Genomic DNA, 19,819 nt, shown 5'->3' on the forward strand with positions numbered 1-19,819 from the left:
TTAACCCTCCGTCGGTGCCGGTGCGGCTGGTTTCAGGATTTCGATGTTTTCGATCAGTGCGGCGCATTGGTAATCTTCCACCACATAGGCCTCGTTGACCGATTCGTAGTTTTCAATGCGATCGCGCTTCGGATTGTCGATGATGTGGCGGCGGCGGGTGCCGTCCTGCCAGTAAATAGACAAATTATCCAGACGGGTGATCAGAATGGTGTTATCCGGGAAGGAAGGGACGCGCACCGCCTGCAATCCACCGATGCGTTTTTGCGAGATAATGACGTCCGCCGCCAGCATTTCGCTGTTTTCCTGCTCTTTGTTGACGATCGGGAAGTATTTATCCGCCAGCAGGGAGCGCCCGACGATGGCGACCAACTCGGTATCGTCCTGGAACCAGGCGGCGATCAGTTCGTTGACGGCATCCATAACGAGGGCGTCCAGGTTGTGATAGTCGCCGGCTTTACCGATGCGGATTTTTTCTGACACGACAGCGCCCGCCTCATCCAAAATCTTTGACATCACTTGATCCGGCGCGCCTTTGCGGATTTTTTCCAGCCAACCAATATTCACGTCCTGCAACAGCTTGTTGACGGTGAAATCGGACGTTCTTGCACGTTTAGTTCCGTTCCAGCCGATCATGATGCGATCCAGCGCCTGACGTTTCACAATCTGGTTGCGAATTTTGACCTGGAAATCCTTGAATTTGGCCCATGAATCCAGTTTTGAATACTTCAATGCAGTATCAAAGTTGGTCTGGGTACACATGTAGCCTTGTTCATCCAGGCTGGTTGGATCGATGGGTTCACGGTCTTTTTCATCGGTATTGGTGGTGCTGGCAACCGGGCGATCAATCCCCAGGCCGATTTTGTCACCGCTTTGTTCATCAACCGGGACAATATTGATTGTTTTCAGAAAACCGCTGCTTTCCTGGATTTTTTCTTCCAGGGTTTGGCTGACGGATGGCTCCACGGTGAACTTTGCCGCTACATCCAGGGCATCAATGCCGTTGATGTTTGCAATCTGGTTCACATACTTCTTGTACTGCTCACGGGTTACCTTTCTCATTTCTCTTTTCCTTTAATCGGCTAGAACGGTGCTATCACCGCCTGTAATTGATTGCTTAACAGTCGGTTAGCTCGGCGCTTTCGCCACCCGTTGACAGTTCGCGACGCTTGTCACTGCGGTCGGTGGTGCTGAGTTTGGTTTCCAGTGTGGAAAATGCCGTCTCGCTGGCGGTCAGTCGGTCTGTCAGCTTTTGAATGGTGTCTTTCATGCCATCCAGGCCGGAAAGTTTCTCTTCGACCTGCTGCTGCCTTTCGGCGACCAACTCCACGGCCTGGTGAACATCGATAAAGCGCGCATCATCAGAGGCCTGCCGTTTGCTGAACATGGCTTTAATGCTGGCGAGCAGGTTCGGCTTTTCGGTTTCCGGCGTTTCGAATTCGAGGGTGGTTTCTTCTGCGGCAGAGAAAAACAGACCTTGCTGCGCCAGGTGATTTGAGCTGAATTTCATTGCTTCACTGCCGAGTGATGCAGGGTTATCCGTGAACGCGAGACCGGTCAGATAGGCTTTGTTGGTATCTGCGAATTTTTCGTAATACTCAATGCTGGTGAAAATTTTCTGACGCTTATTGTTCAACTCCACTAGGCCATCCGTTGCATCAACCTTGGCGTAGAGCGCCAACTTACCTTTCAGCGGGCCATCGTTGATTTCACCGGTACTCAGGGACAGCACATCGCCATAAGCACAGAAGGTGCTGTCAGGGAAAATGCTCAGGTAATGCTCAAGGTTGACGCGTGCCGGTTTGAATTGCTGATTATAGGTTTCGGCTATCTCTTTGATGTGCTGGCGCTGGATCTGACGGCCATCACTGGTGGCCCCCTCGACGGCGACACGGAAAGATTTTAAAATTGGCATTGGATAAGCCCCGATCATGTAAGCGAATGTGGCCGGTGTTGGCCGTGTTTGGCTTATGGTGGCCGGGGGCTGGAATGGGGACAATGCAGCGGCCTTGTGTGGTCAATGGCACAAGGCGCATTAAGGGTGTTGGCGGTGGCGCGTAGGTAGCCTTTCGGCATTGAAACGTTGAAATTCAGGCTGATTACGCATGAGTGCTATTACTATCAGTGCCGATTTGGATCCCCGTCGTCAAGCGATGTATCTCTATTGGCAAGGGCTGCGAGTGGCCCGCATCGCCGAGATGATCGGGGAGAAGCCCGTCACGGTACACAGTTGGAAACGTCGCGACAAGTGGGACGATTACGGCCCACTCGATCAAATGCAGATCACGACCGCCGCCCGGTATTGCCAACTGATTCTAAAGCCGGAGAAGGAAGGGCGCGACCTCAAAGAAATTGACCTGTTGGCCCGGCAGGCTGAGCGACACGCCCGCATAGGGAAATACAACGACGGCGGGAATGAGACAGTTCTTAACCCCAATATTGCCGCCCGTAACGCTGGCCCGCGTAAGCGCACACAGAAAAATGCCTTTACGGATGAGCAACACACCCGGCTGAAAGAAATCTTTCTTGAACAGATGTTTGAGTATCAGCGCAGTTGGTATCAGGCCGGGCTGTCGAAAGAATTCCGCATCCGCAACATTCTGAAAAGTCGCCAGATTGGCGCAACCTACTATTTTGCCCGCGAATCCCTGATCGACGCCCTGGACACGGGCCGCAATCAGATGTTTGTTTCTGCCTCGAAAGCGCAGGCGCACCAGTTCAAAAACTACATCATGGCGTTTGCGCAGGAGGTTGATGTTGAGCTGCGCGGGGAAACTATCATTCTGCCAAATGCGGCGGAAATGCACTTCCTAGGCACCAACTCCAACACCGCACAGGGGCGACCGGGCAACCTGTATCTGGATGAATATTTCTGGATCCCGGGCTTTAAGAAGTTGCGCCGGGCCGCATCGGGTATGGCGTCGCAAACACGCTACCGTTCCACCTACTTTTCCACCCCGTCCAGCATGACCCATGAAGCCTATTCATTCTGGAATGGCACGCTGTTTAACAAGGGTAAGTCGAAGGACAGACGCCGGGAAATTGACGTTAGCTATAAACGCCTGGCCAGCGGCCTGCTCTGTGAAGATAAGCAGTTTCGCCAGATTGTCACCATTGAGGATGCGTTACGCGGGGGCTGTGACCTGTTTGATCTGGATGAGCTGCGCGAAGAGAACAGCGATGAAGATTTTGAAAACCTGTTTATGTGCAACTTCATTGACGATACCGCGTCAGTGTTCCCGATGGGGGAAATGCAGCGGTGCATGGTCGACAGTTGGGAGCATTGGACTGACGTTAAACCCTTCGCATTGCGCCCGGTGGCGGCACGGGAAGTCTGGATCGGTTATGACCCGGCCAGTTCTGAAAACGGTGACAGCGCCGGCTGTGCGGTCATCCTGCCGCCACTGATTGCGGGCGGCAAGTTCCGCGTGCTGGAGCGCCATCAATGGCGCGGCATGGATTTTTCCGCCCAGGCCAAAAATATCAAATCGCTGACCGAGCGCTACAACGTGACCTATATCGGCATCGATAACACCGGCCTTGGCCGTGCGGTATCGCAATTGGTGCGCCAGTTCTTCCCGGCGGTCAACGCCATCAACTACAGCCTGGAAATGAAAACTGACCTGGTGCTGAAAGCCCGCGACGTGATCCGCTCTGGCCGCCTGGAGTTCGACGCCGGCGCGCTGGATATCGCCCAGGCGTTTATGTCCATCCGCAAGCAGATGACCGCAACGGGCCGGCGGGCAACCTATGTCACCAGCCGCGCCGAAGGCGTCAGCCACGGTGATGTGGCTTGGGCGGTAATGCATGCCTTATTCAACGAACCGCTCGAAGGGGCAACCGGTAGCAATACAGGTTTTATGGAGATTTTTTAAATGAGCAAACGCAACCGGGGCCACAAAAATACCCAGCCGATCATGCAGAAAGAAAGCGGCGCGCAGCATGTTGAGGCGTTTACCTTCGGCGACCCTATCCCGATGCTGGATCGGCGTGAAATCCTGGACTATCTGGAATGCAGCATTGTTGACCGTTGGTATGAGCCGCCGATCTCATTTAGTGGCCTGGCGAAGACGTTCCGCGCAGCAGTGCATCACAGTTCACCGATCACCATGAAGCGCAATATTTTGGTGAGCATGTTCAAGCCGCACCGGTTGCTGTCAAAGCAGGATTTTAGCCGCTATGCGCAGGATTTTATGGTGTTCGGCAACAGTTTTATTGAGGGGCGCTATAACCGGTTGGGCGGCCTGATGAAGCTGGCCCCCAGCCTGGCGAAATACACCCGCCGTGGGGTAGAAACGGATTCTTACTGGTTCGTGCAATCGTGGATGGAGCCGCACCAGTTTGCGGAGGGTTCTATTTTTCACCTGATGGATCCTGACATTAACCAGGAGATTTACGGCGTTCCTGAATACCTTTCCTCACTTAACTCCATCTGGCTGAACGAGGCGGCGACGCTGTTTCGCCGGAAATACTACCTTAACGGCAGCCATGCCGGGTTTATCCTGTACATGAACGATGCGGCGCACAAGCAGGAGGATATCGATAACCTGCGCAAAGCGCTGAAAGAGTCAAAAGGGCCGGGTAACTTCCGCAACCTGTTTATGTATGCCCCTGGCGGTAAGCCGGACGGGTTACAACTGATCCCTCTGGCCGAGGTCGCGGCAAAGGACGAGTTTTTGAACATCAAAAACGTCACGCGTGATGATCAGCTTGCCGCCCAGCGCACACCGCCGCAACTGATGGGGATTTTACCGAACAATACCGGTGGTTTTGGTGATGTTGAGAAAGCCGCACGGGTTTTTGCGATTAACGAGCTGGCCCCCTTGCAGGAAAGGCTATGCGAACTTAACGAGTGGGCAGGGGAAGAGGTGATCAGCTTCAAGCCTTATGAACTGCTGAAAACAGATGTATGAACAATGACTTAGTAAATACACTGACTCATACCTAGTATGATATTTTTAATGGCTGAGCCAAACTCGACTTGGTAGCTTGCTTTTGCCAAAAATGGGCGTAACTAATATCAGGGGGTACAAGTGCGTCAGAAATTCTGCTGGTTGCAAAAAGATGCAACCAGCCTGAAGATAGTTATTCGTGATTATGGTGGGCTAATAATTTTGACAGAACGACAAACAGTATATACAACCCAAGAGATAATTTAAATTACATGCTTGTAGAAATAAACCAATCAGATGAAGTCCATGTGGTAAAGATTTATCATTTTATCTCAGGTGTTGTTATAACAATTGAACTGTCAATGTACATTTTTCTGGCTTGATTCTTGTCGAATTTCATTATTCGTGCAAGGGTGAAAAGATCTACTTCCTTACATCTAACTAATGATTTTTCATATGCTGGTGACTGATTAATATAGTTCTGGAGGTAAACGTAATTATTGAGATATTTCTTTTTTAATGGTTCAGAAGCTTTTTTAGGGAAATTAATCAAGAAATCGTTTATCGTGAGTAAGAGATCATCAACTAATGTTATTAATTTTTCTGTTAAATCAATATATTTCATAACTAGGCTTTCTTCTAGTAATTTCATAATGTCATTTGTTTTTATCTCACCTCTGGGACCTGCGCTAGGAAGTAACGATGCTACTTGTCTTTTTACTTCCTCGTCAAGTTTATTTCTGAGAGTTAAAATCTCAACAAACATATTATAGTTTGAGTATGTGGCAACAAATGAGGCTATGTTCATCCACGGATGCTTTTCAATATCTACGTTGCTCGCGTGTAAAAGCTGTACAAGTTCGTTTGATTTGAAATTTACAGTTTCAATTCTTATCGGCATTGTTGGAACATTTAAAGCACGTTGCATAGGGTGAAATTCTATGTCATCACAATAATTTTGTTTAATCGCAATCAAGTTTGATTGCATATTCTGCATTTGCAGAGTAATTGTATTGAGTGAATCAGCTTTCGCACGTTCGTTTCTAGATGCTTCTTGGAATTGATATCCCCGGATAGCGATGAGGTATGCAGTTATAGCAGAGAGAATGACAACGAAAACAGGCATCACATAATCTTTGAACAGATTTGTTTGGCTAGCAGCATCAACTACATCTGTAAGATGGTTTAAAGCAATCACAATCGAGTAATGATCGAACGTTTTCATGATTTCATCCTTAAGGGGGGGGACGTGATTTTATCCTTATTTAGTCCATCAAACCAGTGCAAGTATTGGTTTGCTTTTTGTTCTGATAGCGTGAGTGATTTTTTTGGGGGGGGATCCTTGATTCCTTGCAAGGCAGAAATCATAATGTATGGAAGGGCAGAGTTTATTAAAAATGCTAGATGTGTGTAATTTATATGGTGCTCTCCTTTTAAAAACCAAAGAAAAATACTGGAGGGGTAGTGTAAATTTTGCTCTTAACCGACGGGTGAATATAATCTCGGCCACTTAACAATATCAGGTTGGCCTTGGGCTAACACATGTTAGGTTAGGTTGTTCTATTACCAGTGCTAAATTTAATCGATGAAAGATGGTATTTTTAATTTTCATGCGCGACTATTAATATGAATTCATATCTTCGTGTCTCTATGACATGTCACACGACTATTGAAAATAAAATTGTGACGTGGCAGGATAGCTTCACGTCGTCCGGTATGTCCAGTGCTGGCACCCTTCTTTAAAACGTGCTTTTATCGGGATCGACCCGTATTTTAAATAAAAAAACACTGCATATCTTAAGTGCAATGATTCGCATACTTTTCTACATACCTAATCATCCTCTAAAGGCACAACCAGCAAGGTTTTGACCTGTTTTCCCTACAGCATAAAAAGTGAACTATTAAGTATGCAGCGCTGAGGCGGGGGGGACGGCACGGATTAGGATCGATATAGATCTTTTCATCTCGCCCGGGTTGCACAAAATTCTTCCCCTATCACGTGGTCGTAACCGCGCATAGGATCTGTTTTTTCGTGTGATCGGATGATGAGTAAACGCCTCACTATCGAGCTTAGAGGCGTTTATTTATGCGGGATGTTTTTTGGGAGTAGATTGGTATTTATTTTGAAACATGGGAATGTTTGATTTTCTGATCAGAAACTAAGCTATTTTTTTTCTTGCGTCTATAATAAAAGCTACTGGGTTTTCATTTTTTAGTTTAACTATTTCATTTCCTCGAAGTTTAATCTCTATCCCAAATTGCAACAATTCTGCTGTTATTGCTGCAAAAGATAAGCCTGTCATGATATTTGGAACTTCAATTCCTTTTAAACGCATAATCGCGGCTGCAACTCCTAAGGTTACAGCTGTTTTCGTAGCTGATGAGTTTTTTATCTGTGATATATAGGATGATATTGTTTTTAATCCCATAGCCTTGGATGCTTGTTCGTACTGTTCGATTCGTCTATGCATATCATCGTCTATATAATCTAGGCTTTTTCCTGAATAGTTACTATGCATCATTATTTTTAGATTTCTAAAGCTTTTTCTTAAATTAGGGTCATCTCTTATCTCCATAATCTGCTCCCATGATGTTTCTTTGGTATCAATTAGATTGAGATTCAATAATGTTATTTGGATATCTTGATGTTGTTCATTTTCATTTTCTTTCTTCATTGATTTTGGAAAGCTGTAACTAAATTTGTTTATTCCCATGTAGTTACAGAAATCCAGCAAAATATTCTGTGGTTTATTATCTATTTCCGTTATTAGCTTGTCCGTTTTAATTGCTTCTGTCATTAGGTGTTGTTGTATTTGGTGCCGTTCATTCATCACGTAACTTGGATTGAAAAATAATTGCGGATGATTTTTTATTAAATCATATTGCAATGCTCTAGTTGTCTCATAAAGACTGTTTATGATGTTTTTCTTTGAATTACCCCCCATGTATCCCATCTCATACCCCAAGAGCAAATCTAAAATAATATCCATTTTATCATGAAGATTTGACCGTAACTGTTCTATTCTGTCGCTCATGAAGTCAGATGATGAATATGAATTGGTGAGCGGTTTGTCTTCATATTTAATTAGTTCTATTGTATTAATTGGTATGACTTTTTCAAAATAGATTGCTGCTTGTTTTAAATCTCCAAGGCAGATGACTGCATTTGTTTTTTCATACTCATCGTTCATGTTTTCACCATTATTTTTTGGATTTCAGTATATTAACCATGTTTTGTACATCAGGCCAAGTTTGTGTTGGTGTTCTCTTGGAGTTTATATCTTTTCAGATATTATATAAACCTGCAAATGCTACATCAGTTGTTATGAAAAAATAATTATATCTATGTTTATTATTTAATTTTAATATAGTTAGGTCGTTTTGCTAAATTTTAAGCATCAGCTTTTTGTAACCTGCTGTCTGCCAACACTGTGAGTCACCTTGCAGGCAGCAGCCGGCTAGATCACCTGGTAAAGTATCCCAACACTTCCCGCAACTGCTCTTCCGCAACTCGGCCATCTGCTTATGCAGTAATCTGTTATCTTGCCGAATTAGCCCGATCAGGTATTCTGCTACCTCGTAAGGTTCCCGTGCTATCCGGCGCTGCTGGCAACCTTCCAAAATCATCGCCATTTCCTGGCTGTCTACGCGCAGGGTGATCGTGGTGATGCCGTTCGCCTTGTCACGCTGGCGCTGGGCGCGTTTACGTTCTGTCGATGTGGTCATGTTGTTCCTCCGATTTCTGTTTCGCTGCTTCTTTTCTCAGGTGGTCACCAACCAGGCGTGTTTGTTCTGGTATCTGCTGATGCCATAGCGCAGTGAGTCGCGTCAGCGCGGTAGTAGCTGCCGGCGTTGTTTGCTGATACAGACAACCGTCGGCCCGTGCCCGGTAGCGCTGACCGTCGATAGTGACCGTTGCACCCCTGGCCACTGATTTCAGAATGCAGGCATCCAGACTGAAACCGATGGACTCGGCGAAGCTGCCGATCTGGAGTTCCAGCTTGCTGAGTGATCTTTTGATTGTGTTAATGCCAACGCTGGCCGTACATGGCCGTTGATTTTCAGCCTCTTGCCCATCATCCAAACTGAAATAAGCCAGCGCACGCTGTTCTTGCTCGTGGCGCACTTGCTCTCGCCACCGCTTAATGCTGGCCATGTCTGGCAGTATCGACCTTATTGGTGGCAGATCTAGCCCCTCGTCTGGCAATGCGAAGCCCTCGGCGACGGCCATAAATGGATTTTTTACGGGTTCTGGCGATGCGCTGCGTATTCGCCGGAGCAACAACCGCCGTTCTTTATCGGTTATTCGATCAAAATCGAGGTTTTCAGGTGGTGGCGGTGGTTCCTGAACCTGTTTGGTTCTTAACCTTCCAAGCGATACCGTACAGTTATTGACAGAACTCCGAGAGGGCGCAGACGCGCCCTTAACGTCAACGGCCAGGTCAACGGCACGGGCCGGAACGAACTTCCATTCCTTCGTGCGGGTGATAATTGGGGTATCCATCCCAACCGGGGGAGAAAACACACCCCGTATCCGGATCACGTCTTCGCCATAGTCGTTAGTGGCTTCTGCCGGCTCGTAGTAGGAGCGAACGATCAGATCGTCACGTCGGACAAAAGGGCCACCCTGGGCGTTGACGTATTCAGCCCAACGGCCATCGTCGGCTGCATCATGCACAGCGGCAAATTCGACACTCAGGCCAAGTGCGGTTTCATGGTCAGCCATGCGGCGCAATTCGCGGTAGACCGTCACCGGCGCGCCGCCTATAAACTGAAACTGTCGGATACGCCAGCGGGCGGCCCAGGCGGATACCGCCGGGGCAACCTCTTTCAGCTCTTTGCCGCTGTCGTCGTCCAGTTCGCCATCAAGTGCGTAACCGTCGATGTTCTTTGAGATGTATTTGGCGATGTACCCGGTGGCGCTGCCTTTTTCCGGATCTATGGCTTCGGCGTGGAAACGGGCTTTTCTTGAGCGTTCGCTGTAAAGCTCGTCAGTGTCTTCCGCACAGGCATAAGCGCGCAGGATATCGCGCACCTGGTCAACTACCTCGGGCCGCATGAATAGCAGCATATGCCAGTGAGGCGTGCCGTCACCGTGCGGCTCAGCCACACGGATCCCGAAGATACGGAACCCTTTACGATGTAGCTTGGCGCGTGCGCGTTCCCACACATTACGCAGATAGCGCTGCGTTTCGTCCGGGCTGGCCCCACACCATTTCCGATTGCGGTGGCCATGTCTGTTGGTGGCATGGAAGCGGGAAGGGGCTGTCAGGGTGTAAAACTCCCCCACGAACCCCATTTCGTTGCAGATATCCTCAAAACCACGAATGCGGTTCATCAGCTCGCACCGGCGAATGGCTGGATTTGCAACACTGTGATCGTACTTGTCGATCAGCGAAATGCGGTTGCCTTCATCGTCTTCCAGCTCCATCGATTTTAAGAATTCACGGGTGCGGCGTTTCTGCTCCCGCCAATCGCTGACGGTTGGCCGGCTGGCATAGGGCGTCGCTTTTTTGCTGACGTGACCGATAGCTATATGCAGGTGTTCTTTCCAGCGGTCAGAATGGCGTCGCAAACGGCGCAGCCACCAATCTTCTGACATCATGCGCATGACTGCCGGTGAGGTGTTCTCCACTGTCATTTTCCAGCAGGCCACCTGGTAGGTTTCCCACAGTGGCGGCTTTTGCTTAAACCTGCGGGTGAGTGCGGCAGCCCCTTTATATAGCGCCATGACGTTCAATAATTCAGAAGACCGGCTAGTCTCTTCATCGATTACGCTCAGTTCTTGCTTGATGACAGCGGCGATATCTTTCGCCAGCAGTTCAATATCAGCGCGCCCGGCGTCCGGCAGATGGTTAAAGCGGTGGCACAGGGCGGCATCGCTGTTGTTATTGGAAGCGCGGTATTTATCACTAACGAGATCAAGCCGTGGCAATACGCGCTCAACAAAGTTTTTCGTCAAGTACGCATTGCCCCGGCGGATGCCCTGGGATTCTTCCAGCTTGTTGATGTGGTAGCGCACATCGCGTTGGATCAGCTGTGGTTGTTGTTCTAACAGATGGTGTGCGCGCAGGGTGGCGGCGATCTGCTCCTCGGTCTGTTTATCGATCTCGACCGGTCGGTTCAGCGACGGATCGATAACCGGGAGCGGAGCATTCCATGAGAATGCCCACTCACAAGCAGGCGCGCCGCTGCCAGGGTATGGCAGCGGTGGGGTGGGAGCGTGACGGCAACCGGAATTTCTAGCCATGCATGGTGGCCTGGTGCTTTACCAACGTGAATTTGATCAAAGCTTCTTCCTCACGCTGATTGTTTCACCCGGGCCGATCATCCTTGTAATCTCCACGAGATTTTCAGCTCGGTACTGCTTACCGTTTTGCATCATCACGAAATACTGCCCCTCATTAGTTGTTGAAGGGTGGAGGTAAGCGACGTCTTTTTGTTGAACAACAAAATCGCGAGAATTACAGTTGAATGTAAAAACGCCAGTTGGCGCGGCACAGGAGTGTGTTTTCATACGGGCGTCACTCGGTACTACTCGGTTTGATTTTTTGCATCCAGCCAGCGTTAACATCCTCATTTCGTGGTGAGGACCTCCCCTGGAACTTCATATGCTGGGATTTGGCTTCACGTATTGCTTGGCAATGCACACAGGTAGTGACGCCATGAATTAGGCGTCTGCGAGGTTCAGGAATAGATGAGCCACATTCTTCGCAGTGAAGTGCCGAAGGCCCGCAAGGCTGTGAGCGAGCGTTTTTGATTAGAGCGTCAAGAATTAGCTGATGCCGTTCCTGTGCCATGTCGATTTGATCCGCCATCAGGCATCCTTAGTGGTAGTTGCGTTCTTCTGGTTGCATACACTGGCGGTTAAATACCCGGCAGAACTTGCAATAGCGGTAGATAAATAAGCCAACCAGACCAAAGGCGATAACAGCCCAGATGCTGGCTATAGTGATGGCCAGGCCTAAACCCGTCATTTTCGGTACTCCACGTTGTAAGTTTCGTGAGTCATTAACCGCCAATCTTTGCCACCGTTTTTACTCAGCAAGCGCCAGCGATAACCGATATCTATTTTTAGGTAGCCGTGTGGCTTAATACGGCGAAACACTCGATTGCCTTGGCGAAACTGAGCTAATAAAGAAATGGCTTTGCGGTAGACGTCAGGTTTGGCAGGGGTGCCAGCAAGCGTTATCACAGTGCGGCCCCCTGAGATTTACTGGCCCCAACATTTTGACGGGCGCTTATCCAGCTTTTCAGCATGGAAAGAATTTGATCGCGGGAAGCATTGTCGGCTTCCAAACGTTCAACCCGAGTGCTCAACAGCTCCAACAGTTGTAGCCGCGATGCACGGCGGGCTTCTGTTAGTAATTCCATTAACGCAACATCGTTCATAAAACCCCCTGAATTCAGGATGTAGGAAACCCGCCACCAGAAGGCAGCATTTGTTATTTCGAGTGGTTTATATATTTCAGTAAGCAACTAATATATGCCGGTTTTTACCCATGCCGGCTCATGCTGAAGGTAATTACCCGATATATGCAGCCCATTCTTTTATAAGGGCGCGATCGGATGCTTATTACCTATCTGAGAGCGCACCCCACGACGCCTATCGCCCACACGTTAATGGAAGGGATGCGCTCTCAGATAGAGCCGGGCAACCCGGCAATCAGGCGAAACGCTGTGTTTCGCGTGGGGATGGGATATCGCCATTGTTGCAACGTGACACCAAGCTATCGATCACCGCAGCAGCCACTCCATCACCTGCGGCTTCCGCGGCACTAAATAAGCCAGTGAGGCCAACACTCAAACGGAATACATGGTCATTCAGTGAAACAGCCCGCACTACCGGGGCGATAGCGCTGGCTGCGCTGATGTTGGCAGCCTTTGTGTGGTACTGCGTCAGCAGATCGTCGACCAAAATGGTGTAAGCCTGTTTCATGCTGCCACCTGTTGTTGTGCGTGAAGTTTGTCGATGTAATCCGTTGCCAGTGCCTGTGCATCGAACAGGCCGTAAGACTGATCGCCTTGGCTTATCTCATACCTGGCGCAAAGCGTTACAACAGTGCGCGGACGGCGAGTAATAACAAAACCGCGATAGCGTGATGAATTACGACTAATTTTGGTGATGGCATGTTCGCTTGGTCGCATTTTTCTGCCTCAACTCATTTGTTCAACAAATTTCTCAGCGTGACGCTTGGCATTCAGATAGATGGCGTACAGGTTTACGCGACGTTTTGCGCCTGGCCGTGCTTGCAATATAGGCAGAGCACCAGTGTCCGCCTGAGTACGGATTGTTTGCTTGTTTTTCCCGATGCGCATGGCGTAGTCAGAGATCGACTCTTCCAACAGATCACCAAATGGATAATCAGCCGGCAGTTGGTTTTCCCTTACCCCAATCACCTTTTTTTGTCGGTTTTTGTTCATAATGATACCCTTTGAGATCACGCTGTTTTCTATTGTATAGGGTACGTATCCGTACCATTAACTGAATTATGGGTACAAATAATTACCATGTCAACCAACATAGGTTCAAAAATTCGTGAGATCCGTGAGGCTGAAGGATTAAGTCGAGAAGAATTTTCAGTATTAACGGGGGTTCCCGCAGGCAATTTGAAGCGATACGAAACAGATCGCATCAAGAGTGTTGGAAGTGAGTTTCTCTTAATGATCACCCAGCATCAGCGCTTCAAAAAATATGCAATGTGGTTGGTGACAGGGGATGTCGCGCCGGAAATCGGACAGATTTCACCTGCTCTCTCCCCTGATGGGCCCGAAAGCACATCCAACTTCCGAAGAGGGCAGAGGGCTGGATAATTGCTTGGCGTATAAGGAATTCTTGGGGTAAGGGCGGAATTTGTTTCGAAAGGAATCTTTGGGATGAGTATTAAAATTAATCAGGGTGAAGGCGTTAACTAGAGTGAGTTTTAGGCATAACTTTTGTATCGATCGTTGACTGGGCTTTGTTACCTATCGTCTTCAAACAGTGGAGAGGATGGTTTGGTTAGATCGCTTTTAGTCAGGAATGTTACCCCACTATCCGGCAGTGTCCACTCAGTGGTATCTAAGATCTTATTTTTTGGATGACGATCGGATGGTGACAGATTGAACTTAATAACTAGGTTTTTCCCGAAGAGAAGCGTTATAGCGCCAAAAAATAGCGGTTCAAGCAGCTTTACTCTTTGAATGAACGATAAATTTTCAGCGAGGATGAACAGTCTCATGTCTATACTCCGTTGCTTTTCTGATAGCAATAGTGTAACCGAATTGAAAAACGATTTCGATGGAGCTGGGGTGCAGGTTGAACGCAGCTCATTACATTTCTCTACTATTCACACAGAGTATGTAGAAATAATTCTCCCCTTAGCAACCGGTGTTATTGGTGTGCTGGTTGCTTTTATCAAGCGAGGGAAAAAATTTCGGGTTGAGTACTTCGAAAATGGCCAAATAAAAATGGTTGATTCATCCAACACTTCGCCGGAGGAGATAGCATCAGTGCTCGAGAAACTCAGTGAGCAACGCTCTGATCCAGCCAAAACAGACCTATGAGTATTAAATCGCTCGGCGCTGAAGGCTATATGGTGGACGTGCGTCCCCAGGGGCGGACGGGTAAGCGTGTTCGCAAGAAATTTAAAACTAAGTCCGAGGCGCAACAATATGAACGTTGGGTTATTGCGACGCAAAATAATAAAGACTGGGTAGACAAACCAGCCGACCAACGGCCCTTAACGGAATTGATAAACCTTTGGTTTAAGCATCACGGCCAGAACCTAAAAGATGGCGTGAAGATAGAGCATAAATTGCAGGTGATGGCGGCCAAAATGGGCAACCCGAAGGCTTGCCAGATCACCCGGCCTTTCTTTTCCGATTATCGTGTACTCCGCCTCGCGGAAGGAAGAAAGGCAAAGACCGTCAATCTCGATCAGGAAAAGCTTGGCGGCGTGTATTCCGTTCTCATTGAGCTGGGGCTTTATCACGGAGAGCACCCGCTCAAAGAGATGAAAAAAATTAAGCTGCCGGATCAGGAAATGGGTTTTCTGACCCATGACGAAATTCAGCAACTGTTAGGCCAGTTGGAAGGCGACCACCTAAAAGCCGTAAAGCTTTGCCTGGCAACGGGCGCACGCTGGGGGGAAGTGGTCAAACTTCGGCGGGAAGAAGTGATCGGCAGTAAGGCGACTTACCTCAACACCAAGAACAGCAAAAATAGAACTGTCCCGATCTCAATTGAACTTTGCAAAGAGATTACCGCTGGTATCAAGGCTGGGCCGTTATTTACCGATCTCAATTATCCCTATGTGAGGACGCGTATCAAAGAGGTTGCTCCTGGCTTGCCAGCAGGGCAGGCCGTTCATGTTCTGCGCCATACCTTTGCCAGTCACTTCATGATGAACGGCGGCAACATTCTGGCACTGCAACGAATTTTAGGACACTCAAGTATTTTACAAACAATGGTTTATGCACACTTTGCGCCGGATTACCTGGAAGACGCGGTGAGATTTAACCCACTTGTAAACGTAAAGGAAAGCGTTATCCATGCCTGATAATATTGAAGTGTCTAAAGAAGGCTTGTATGTATCCACAATTCCGGGGGAGAACGTTTGGTTGTTGTTGATGTAAAAGTGGTTGAGGATAGGGTGGATTGATTATGCGCATCGTCAAAATGATGGAGAAAATGGAAGTCGAGGATGGTGGCATGGGTTCGCAAAAACTTCGCGAACTGATGAGTTTTCATCTGAAGATGGGAAAAACCGAAGAAGAAACCATGATCCTGGTTGCGGATAGAGCTGAAGAAGTCCGCATCATGCAAGGCAATTCTAGGCAACAAGAAATTGATCAGGCGATGGTTTATATGTGGCAGCGTTATCGTGACCGCTGGCCGATTGTCGTTGCACATAAAGCGCATAGCCAATCCGGCATGACTCACTTTTACTATTCCGAACCCGATGGCATTAAAGCCCCTCCCTTTTGGGCCTTCTTTATCGTTAATGGCAAATTCATTTTATCCCGTATTTATTTGGGTGGAGTAGGGAAGATCGCCTTCAGCCGTGAGGAAATGTTGGCCAAGTTTCCCCCGAAGCCCTCTGAAAATGCCGCAGGGCAGATAGCTGGTTATATTCATAAAAATCCAGACCCGAAGCATCAGATCGATCCTGTATTGGTTCGTCGGTTGTATTCCGGTGCAGATTTCCAGCCTTTTGCCAGTGTCCGGGATGCATTCGAAACACTGAGGATTGGCGTCGATGCCGAAGCACGAAAATTCCGCCGCGTTCTGAAGCAAGAAGACCGCGCTTTCTGGCCGCAGGCCAATCCCGAATGGGAATTCCTGCTCAAATATCCGCGTAATACTGAGCGTGAGCTGGTTCAGGATCGCGCCCATGAAGATGGCGCAATAACGCAGACTCGTATTCGTAAAAATCAAGACGAGTTCAGACAAGATGTGGCTTATAACTGTTATGGGATCTGTGTATTGACTGGGGCCAGCGATCTCCGTTGCGAAGCTGCGCATCTGGTTCCCCATGCGTGCAAAGGCGGAGCCAGCTATCTTAATGGTATTTTCCTGCGCCGTGATCTTCATAAATTGTTCGATGATAATCTTTGCGTTATCGACCCAGTCACGATGGAAATGATCTTTTGTGATGCTGTACTTGCAAGCGACCCTGACCTTCGCCCCCTCCACCGGCGCAAAGTTGTAACACGTAATCCCCTCAAGGCTGAAAACCTTTATAATCGTTGGGAAATCTATAGAGCAGGAAGTGCTTAATGGGGTTCACTCGGAAAACGGAAGATATACCACATTAAGCCTGTTTTTTGAGCAGTAAGAAGTTGCTAGACAGCTCAACGAAAGGTTGTAGTGGCATAGTAAATTTGGCCATCTAAAAAAGGTGGGCTAGGTCCGCTTCTGGCACAGGACTAGCTTGTTAGCTTAGATTAAGCTCTGTACTGTGACAATGTCAGCCCAAGTCTGAGCTAATACAGCTAAGGGCATGATCCACAAATTGACCCAAACACCCACGCTATACCCATTTTAGGCAGGCAGTTACAAGTAGCTAACTCACTGATATTGCTGTAACTGATTGTTTTTATTCGCGCTAATATGGCGGCGAAAGCCTCCCTTTTTTATTGGCTTTTAAATAAATCTCTGAAGGCCATTTTCTACCAACGTGGTGTAACCCCGTCGGGATGATTGCATGTGGCAGTGCCAACAAAGATAATGGTTTTACTTCAATGAGTAGGTGATCTGCCAGAAGGATTTTGGAGCGTGAAAAAGTATTCTTATCCTTTTCTCTTTTCTGCGACCATCGCTTTTTTAGGGTTGGTGTATGGAGTGATGTGGTGGCATAGAGAGGTTTACCGCATTACTTTTCTCAGTGTCTCGACAACGCGCTATATGATCGTTGCAGCGATGATACTGGCTTTGTTTATTTCAATTTACGTTATTGGCCGTGGCGCCGTAAAAAGCAATAAGCACATTGATTATCTCAAGTTTTATGGCGGGGCCTGCATTGTTTTGTTCTTTGTCTTTGCTATGGCATTAATCACCATGACCTACCTGCTGCCAGGGCCGGTAGTGACCTACACGGCGGCTTACTCTTATGCTGAAGGCAGCAGGAAAAGTTGTTCTGGCGCCGATGTTGACGATCCGGACCTGGGGACGAACATAAGAATATGTCATCCAGCGGGTAACTATGCGTTCGATAACGAGATCTTTGTAGAGAAGAGAAACAATGCCCTTGGTTCGGTAGTCATGTATGCAATGACTTCCCCTTAGCACTGCTGGTCAAATGTAGAAGTTGAGTATTCCAGCCTCTGCATTTCACCCAGCGTTTTCTCACTGGGTGAAAGACCTATTGTATCTCAAGCCGCCGGCGCAGCCAGGGTTCTTTAAGCCTGAAGAGGCAGCAACAACCGGGAGGCGCTATTTTTCCGCGTGTTTTTGCAGGAACTGTTCAAACACCGCCAGGGTGTCGCTGGAAATGTGGTGCTCGATCCCTTCGCTGTCCAACTCCGCCGTTTCGTTCGGTACCCCGAGACACACCAGCAGGTCGACCACTATCCGATGACGACGGCGTACCTTCTGCGCCAGTTGTTCACCTTCCTCCGTCAGGAAAACCCCTCGATAAGGCCGTGACTCCACCAGACCTGCACTCTTCAGCCGGGCAATGTTCTTGATCGCGGTCGGGTGCGACACACCGAAACGTTTGGCGATATCGGTGGTTCTTGCTTCGCGGGTGGTGACCAGCAGGTCGGCTATCAGCTCGACATAATCTTCAATCAGCGCATTGGACTGCGCCTCACGAGCGCGGGTGAAGCGCAGGGCATGTTCAGCCTCGTCTGGCATTTCGGCCACGACGGGGCGGTCGGCGTCATCTGGTGCGCTTGTTGCCATATTCTGAGACGTCCTTTAAACGTAAATCCAGTGAGTTGCAGATTAATGCAGTTCCGCCATACGTTAGTCCAAAGGCGACGCATTATCAATTCGCCAGACGCATTGGGTGGAAATTAGAAATATTTGTACACAAAGGTAGGGTATCTTCCATTTTGCATAAAGTGTAGCCGATGCTACATTGCTGAGAGTGTTGGGTGAAAAATAACCAGAAAAAGATTGAGGGTAAACCATGCGTGATGCGGCAACCACCACATCGTTAACCGAACGAACCAATACGGCGATAGGTAACGCGCTTGCCGGGCGCAAGCGTGGCGCATTCACGCCGCTGCTGTTCGCCGGGCCTGCGGTGATTGCCTCCATTGCTTATATGGACCCCGGTAACTTCGCCACCAATATTCAGGCAGGCTCGAAATACGGCTATAGCCTGCTATGGGTGGTGGTGATGGCCAACCTGATCGCCATGCTGTTCCAGGCGCTGTCGGCCAAGTTGGGTATCGTCACTCAACGCAATCTGGCAGAGATGTGCCGCGATCAATTTTCGCGCCCGGTGGTGATCGGCATGTGGCTGCTCAGTGAAGTGGCGGCGATGGCAACCGATCTGGCGGAGTTCCTCGGCGGGGCTATAGCGCTTGCCTTGCTGTTCCATATGCCGCTGTTGCCGGGAATGGGGGTGACCGCGGTCATTACCTACGCTTTGCTGATGGTGGAGAAAAAGGGGTTCCGCCCGGTAGAGCTGATGATCGGCGGCCTGGTCGCGATTATTGCCCTGTGTTACCTGGTCGAGATGTTCATTGTACCGGTGGACTGGGCTGCGGCGGGTATGGGCATGGTTACGCCGCAGTTGCCGGATGCACAGGCGTTGACCATCGCGGTGGGGATTATCGGTGCTACGGTGATGCCGCACGCCATCTTCCTGCACTCAGGGCTGACTCAGCACCGTGCGCCGGCCAGTGACAGTGGTGAAAGGCGTAAACTGCTGCGCTTTTCCAATATTGAGGTGGTGATTGCCTTATCTGTCGCCGGGCTGGTGAATATTGCCATGGTGATTATGGCCTCCAGCGCGTTCCATGCCGGTAACAGCGACGTGGCGGAGATTGGCACCGCCTACCATACGCTGACGCCGCTGTTTGGCGCTGCGGCGGCGGGTATCTTCCTGATGTCGCTGATTGCTTCCGGCATTTCCAGCTCGGTAGTGGGGACGATGGCAGGCCAGATGATCATGCAGGGCTTTGTCGGTTTCCGTATCCCGGTATGGGTACGCCGCATGGTCACCATGGTGCCGGCGTTCATCGTGGTGGCGCTGGGGGTTAATGCCACCGACGCACTGGTTTACAGCCAGGTCGTATTGAGCCTGGCGCTGCCGGCGCCGATGATTGCCCTGGTGATGTTCACGCGTCGCCGCGACATCATGGGCGAGTTCGTGAATAGTCGCCTGACCAGCCTGGTGTCGATCATCGGTACGGTGATTATTATTCTGCTCAATATGGTGCTGCTGCTGCAAACCTTCGGTGTCGCCATTCCCGGTCTGGGCTGATACCAAGCC

24 protein-coding genes are annotated in these 19,819 nt (G+C 49.1%); 8 read left to right on the plus strand and 16 right to left on the minus strand.

Going from position 1 to position 19,819, the window contains the following annotated elements:
• Together M2407_RS04535 and M2407_RS04540 are read right to left on the minus strand one after the other, a co-directional pair.
• Entirely contained in the window at positions 1-1,059 is a 1,059-nt protein-coding gene (locus M2407_RS04535; RefSeq protein WP_259216836.1) for a phage major capsid protein, P2 family, read from the minus strand.
• Positions 1,060-1,114: 55 nt separating this feature from the next.
• Entirely contained in the window at positions 1,115-1,912 is a 798-nt protein-coding gene (locus M2407_RS04540; protein WP_259216837.1) for a GPO family capsid scaffolding protein, read from the minus strand.
• A 190-nt stretch (positions 1,913-2,102) separates the two neighbouring features.
• On the opposite strand from M2407_RS04540, the gene M2407_RS04545 reads away from it, so the two are divergent.
• Both M2407_RS04545 and M2407_RS04550 read left to right on the plus strand, forming a co-directional pair.
• A complete protein-coding gene (locus M2407_RS04545; RefSeq protein WP_259216838.1) occupies positions 2,103-3,872 on the plus strand; it encodes a terminase large subunit domain-containing protein in 1,770 nt (589 codons plus the stop codon).
• Positions 3,873-4,910: a phage portal protein gene (locus M2407_RS04550; RefSeq protein ID WP_259216839.1), complete on the plus strand. Its 1,038-nt coding sequence runs from the start codon at positions 3,873-3,875 to the stop codon at positions 4,908-4,910. It begins immediately after the preceding gene.
• A 301-nt stretch (positions 4,911-5,211) separates the two neighbouring features.
• Here M2407_RS04550 and M2407_RS04555 read toward each other — a convergent pair whose 3' ends face one another.
• The 12 genes from M2407_RS04555 to M2407_RS04610 all read right to left on the minus strand — a co-directional run bounded on the left by M2407_RS04555 (position 5,212) and on the right by M2407_RS04610 (position 13,313).
• Complete coding sequence (locus tag M2407_RS04555) at positions 5,212-6,114, minus strand: hypothetical protein (RefSeq protein ID WP_259216840.1); 903 nt, start codon at positions 6,112-6,114, stop codon at positions 5,212-5,214.
• Between the two features lie 934 nt (positions 6,115-7,048).
• Positions 7,049-8,080 (minus strand): hypothetical protein, encoded by a 1,032-nt coding sequence (locus M2407_RS04560; RefSeq protein ID WP_259216841.1) that lies wholly within the window; start codon positions 8,078-8,080, stop codon positions 7,049-7,051.
• Between the two features lie 193 nt (positions 8,081-8,273).
• On the minus strand, positions 8,274-8,615 hold the full coding sequence (locus M2407_RS04565) for a hypothetical protein (protein WP_259216842.1): 342 nt from the start codon (positions 8,613-8,615) through the stop codon (positions 8,274-8,276).
• Positions 8,593-11,139 (minus strand): replication endonuclease, encoded by a 2,547-nt coding sequence (locus M2407_RS04570; RefSeq protein WP_259216843.1) that lies wholly within the window; start codon positions 11,137-11,139, stop codon positions 8,593-8,595. The genes M2407_RS04565 and M2407_RS04570 overlap by 23 nt, the downstream gene beginning before the upstream one ends.
• 36 nt (positions 11,140-11,175) lie before the next feature.
• On the minus strand, positions 11,176-11,463 hold the full coding sequence (locus M2407_RS04575) for a hypothetical protein (RefSeq protein ID WP_259217341.1): 288 nt from the start codon (positions 11,461-11,463) through the stop codon (positions 11,176-11,178).
• Complete coding sequence (locus M2407_RS04580) at positions 11,414-11,707, minus strand: TraR/DksA family transcriptional regulator (protein ID WP_310445526.1); 294 nt, start codon at positions 11,705-11,707, stop codon at positions 11,414-11,416. Before M2407_RS04580 ends, M2407_RS04575 begins: the two co-directional genes overlap by 50 nt.
• Positions 11,708-11,716: 9 nt before the next feature.
• Positions 11,717-11,866, minus strand: coding sequence for a hypothetical protein (locus M2407_RS04585; RefSeq protein WP_259216844.1), 150 nt, complete (start codon positions 11,864-11,866; stop codon positions 11,717-11,719).
• Entirely contained in the window at positions 11,863-12,084 is a 222-nt protein-coding gene (locus M2407_RS04590) for a hypothetical protein (protein ID WP_259216845.1), read from the minus strand. Before M2407_RS04590 ends, M2407_RS04585 begins: the two co-directional genes overlap by 4 nt.
• Positions 12,081-12,281 (minus strand): hypothetical protein, encoded by a 201-nt coding sequence (locus tag M2407_RS04595; protein ID WP_259216846.1) that lies wholly within the window; start codon positions 12,279-12,281, stop codon positions 12,081-12,083. Before M2407_RS04595 ends, M2407_RS04590 begins: the two co-directional genes overlap by 4 nt.
• A gap of 274 nt (positions 12,282-12,555) precedes the next feature.
• The gene (locus M2407_RS04600) at positions 12,556-12,828 is read right to left on the minus strand and encodes a hypothetical protein (protein WP_259216847.1); all 273 of its coding nucleotides are present in this window, start codon (positions 12,826-12,828) and stop codon (positions 12,556-12,558) included.
• Entirely contained in the window at positions 12,825-13,037 is a 213-nt protein-coding gene (locus tag M2407_RS04605) for a hypothetical protein (RefSeq protein ID WP_259216848.1), read from the minus strand. The genes M2407_RS04600 and M2407_RS04605 overlap by 4 nt, the downstream gene beginning before the upstream one ends.
• A gap of 9 nt (positions 13,038-13,046) precedes the next feature.
• A complete protein-coding gene (locus tag M2407_RS04610) occupies positions 13,047-13,313 on the minus strand; it encodes a DNA-binding protein (RefSeq protein WP_259216849.1) in 267 nt (88 codons plus the stop codon).
• An 87-nt stretch (positions 13,314-13,400) separates the two neighbouring features.
• On the opposite strand from M2407_RS04610, the gene M2407_RS04615 reads away from it, so the two are divergent.
• A complete protein-coding gene (locus tag M2407_RS04615) occupies positions 13,401-13,703 on the plus strand; it encodes a helix-turn-helix domain-containing protein (protein WP_115182678.1) in 303 nt (100 codons plus the stop codon).
• 149 nt (positions 13,704-13,852) lie between these two features.
• Here M2407_RS04615 and M2407_RS04620 read toward each other — a convergent pair whose 3' ends face one another.
• Positions 13,853-14,110 (minus strand): hypothetical protein, encoded by a 258-nt coding sequence (locus tag M2407_RS04620; protein WP_259216850.1) that lies wholly within the window; start codon positions 14,108-14,110, stop codon positions 13,853-13,855.
• On the opposite strand from M2407_RS04620, the gene M2407_RS04625 reads away from it, so the two are divergent.
• The 4 genes from M2407_RS04625 (at position 14,109) to M2407_RS04640 (ending at position 17,658) form a co-directional block, all read left to right on the plus strand.
• Positions 14,109-14,435 carry a hypothetical protein gene (locus M2407_RS04625; protein ID WP_259216851.1) on the plus strand — a complete coding sequence of 109 codons (327 nt, stop codon included), beginning with the start codon at positions 14,109-14,111 and terminating at the stop codon, positions 14,433-14,435. The two genes, M2407_RS04620 and M2407_RS04625, sit on opposite strands and share 2 nt — an antisense overlap.
• Positions 14,432-15,430, plus strand: coding sequence for a tyrosine-type recombinase/integrase (locus M2407_RS04630; RefSeq protein WP_259216852.1), 999 nt, complete (start codon positions 14,432-14,434; stop codon positions 15,428-15,430). The genes M2407_RS04625 and M2407_RS04630 overlap by 4 nt, the downstream gene beginning before the upstream one ends.
• Positions 15,431-15,534: 104 nt before the next feature.
• Positions 15,535-16,650, plus strand: a complete 1,116-nt coding sequence (locus tag M2407_RS04635; protein WP_259216853.1) for an HNH endonuclease signature motif containing protein — start codon at positions 15,535-15,537, stop codon at positions 16,648-16,650.
• 498 nt (positions 16,651-17,148) lie between these two features.
• Positions 17,149-17,658, plus strand: a complete 510-nt coding sequence (locus M2407_RS04640) for a hypothetical protein (protein ID WP_142815469.1) — start codon at positions 17,149-17,151, stop codon at positions 17,656-17,658.
• Positions 17,659-17,805: 147 nt separating this feature from the next.
• On the opposite strand, the gene mntR is transcribed toward M2407_RS04640, so the two are convergent.
• Positions 17,806-18,276: a manganese-binding transcriptional regulator MntR gene (mntR, locus tag M2407_RS04645; RefSeq protein WP_020826347.1), complete on the minus strand. Its 471-nt coding sequence runs from the start codon at positions 18,274-18,276 to the stop codon at positions 17,806-17,808.
• A 229-nt stretch (positions 18,277-18,505) separates the two neighbouring features.
• On the opposite strand from mntR, the gene M2407_RS04650 reads away from it, so the two are divergent.
• Entirely contained in the window at positions 18,506-19,810 is a 1,305-nt protein-coding gene (locus tag M2407_RS04650) for an Nramp family divalent metal transporter (RefSeq protein WP_020826348.1), read from the plus strand.
• Positions 19,811-19,819: the final 9 nt, after the last annotated feature.

Origin of the sequence: Serratia sp. BIGb0234 (assembly GCF_024809915.1) — a bacterium.
Classification (GTDB): domain Bacteria; phylum Pseudomonadota; class Gammaproteobacteria; order Enterobacterales; family Enterobacteriaceae; genus Serratia; species Serratia liquefaciens.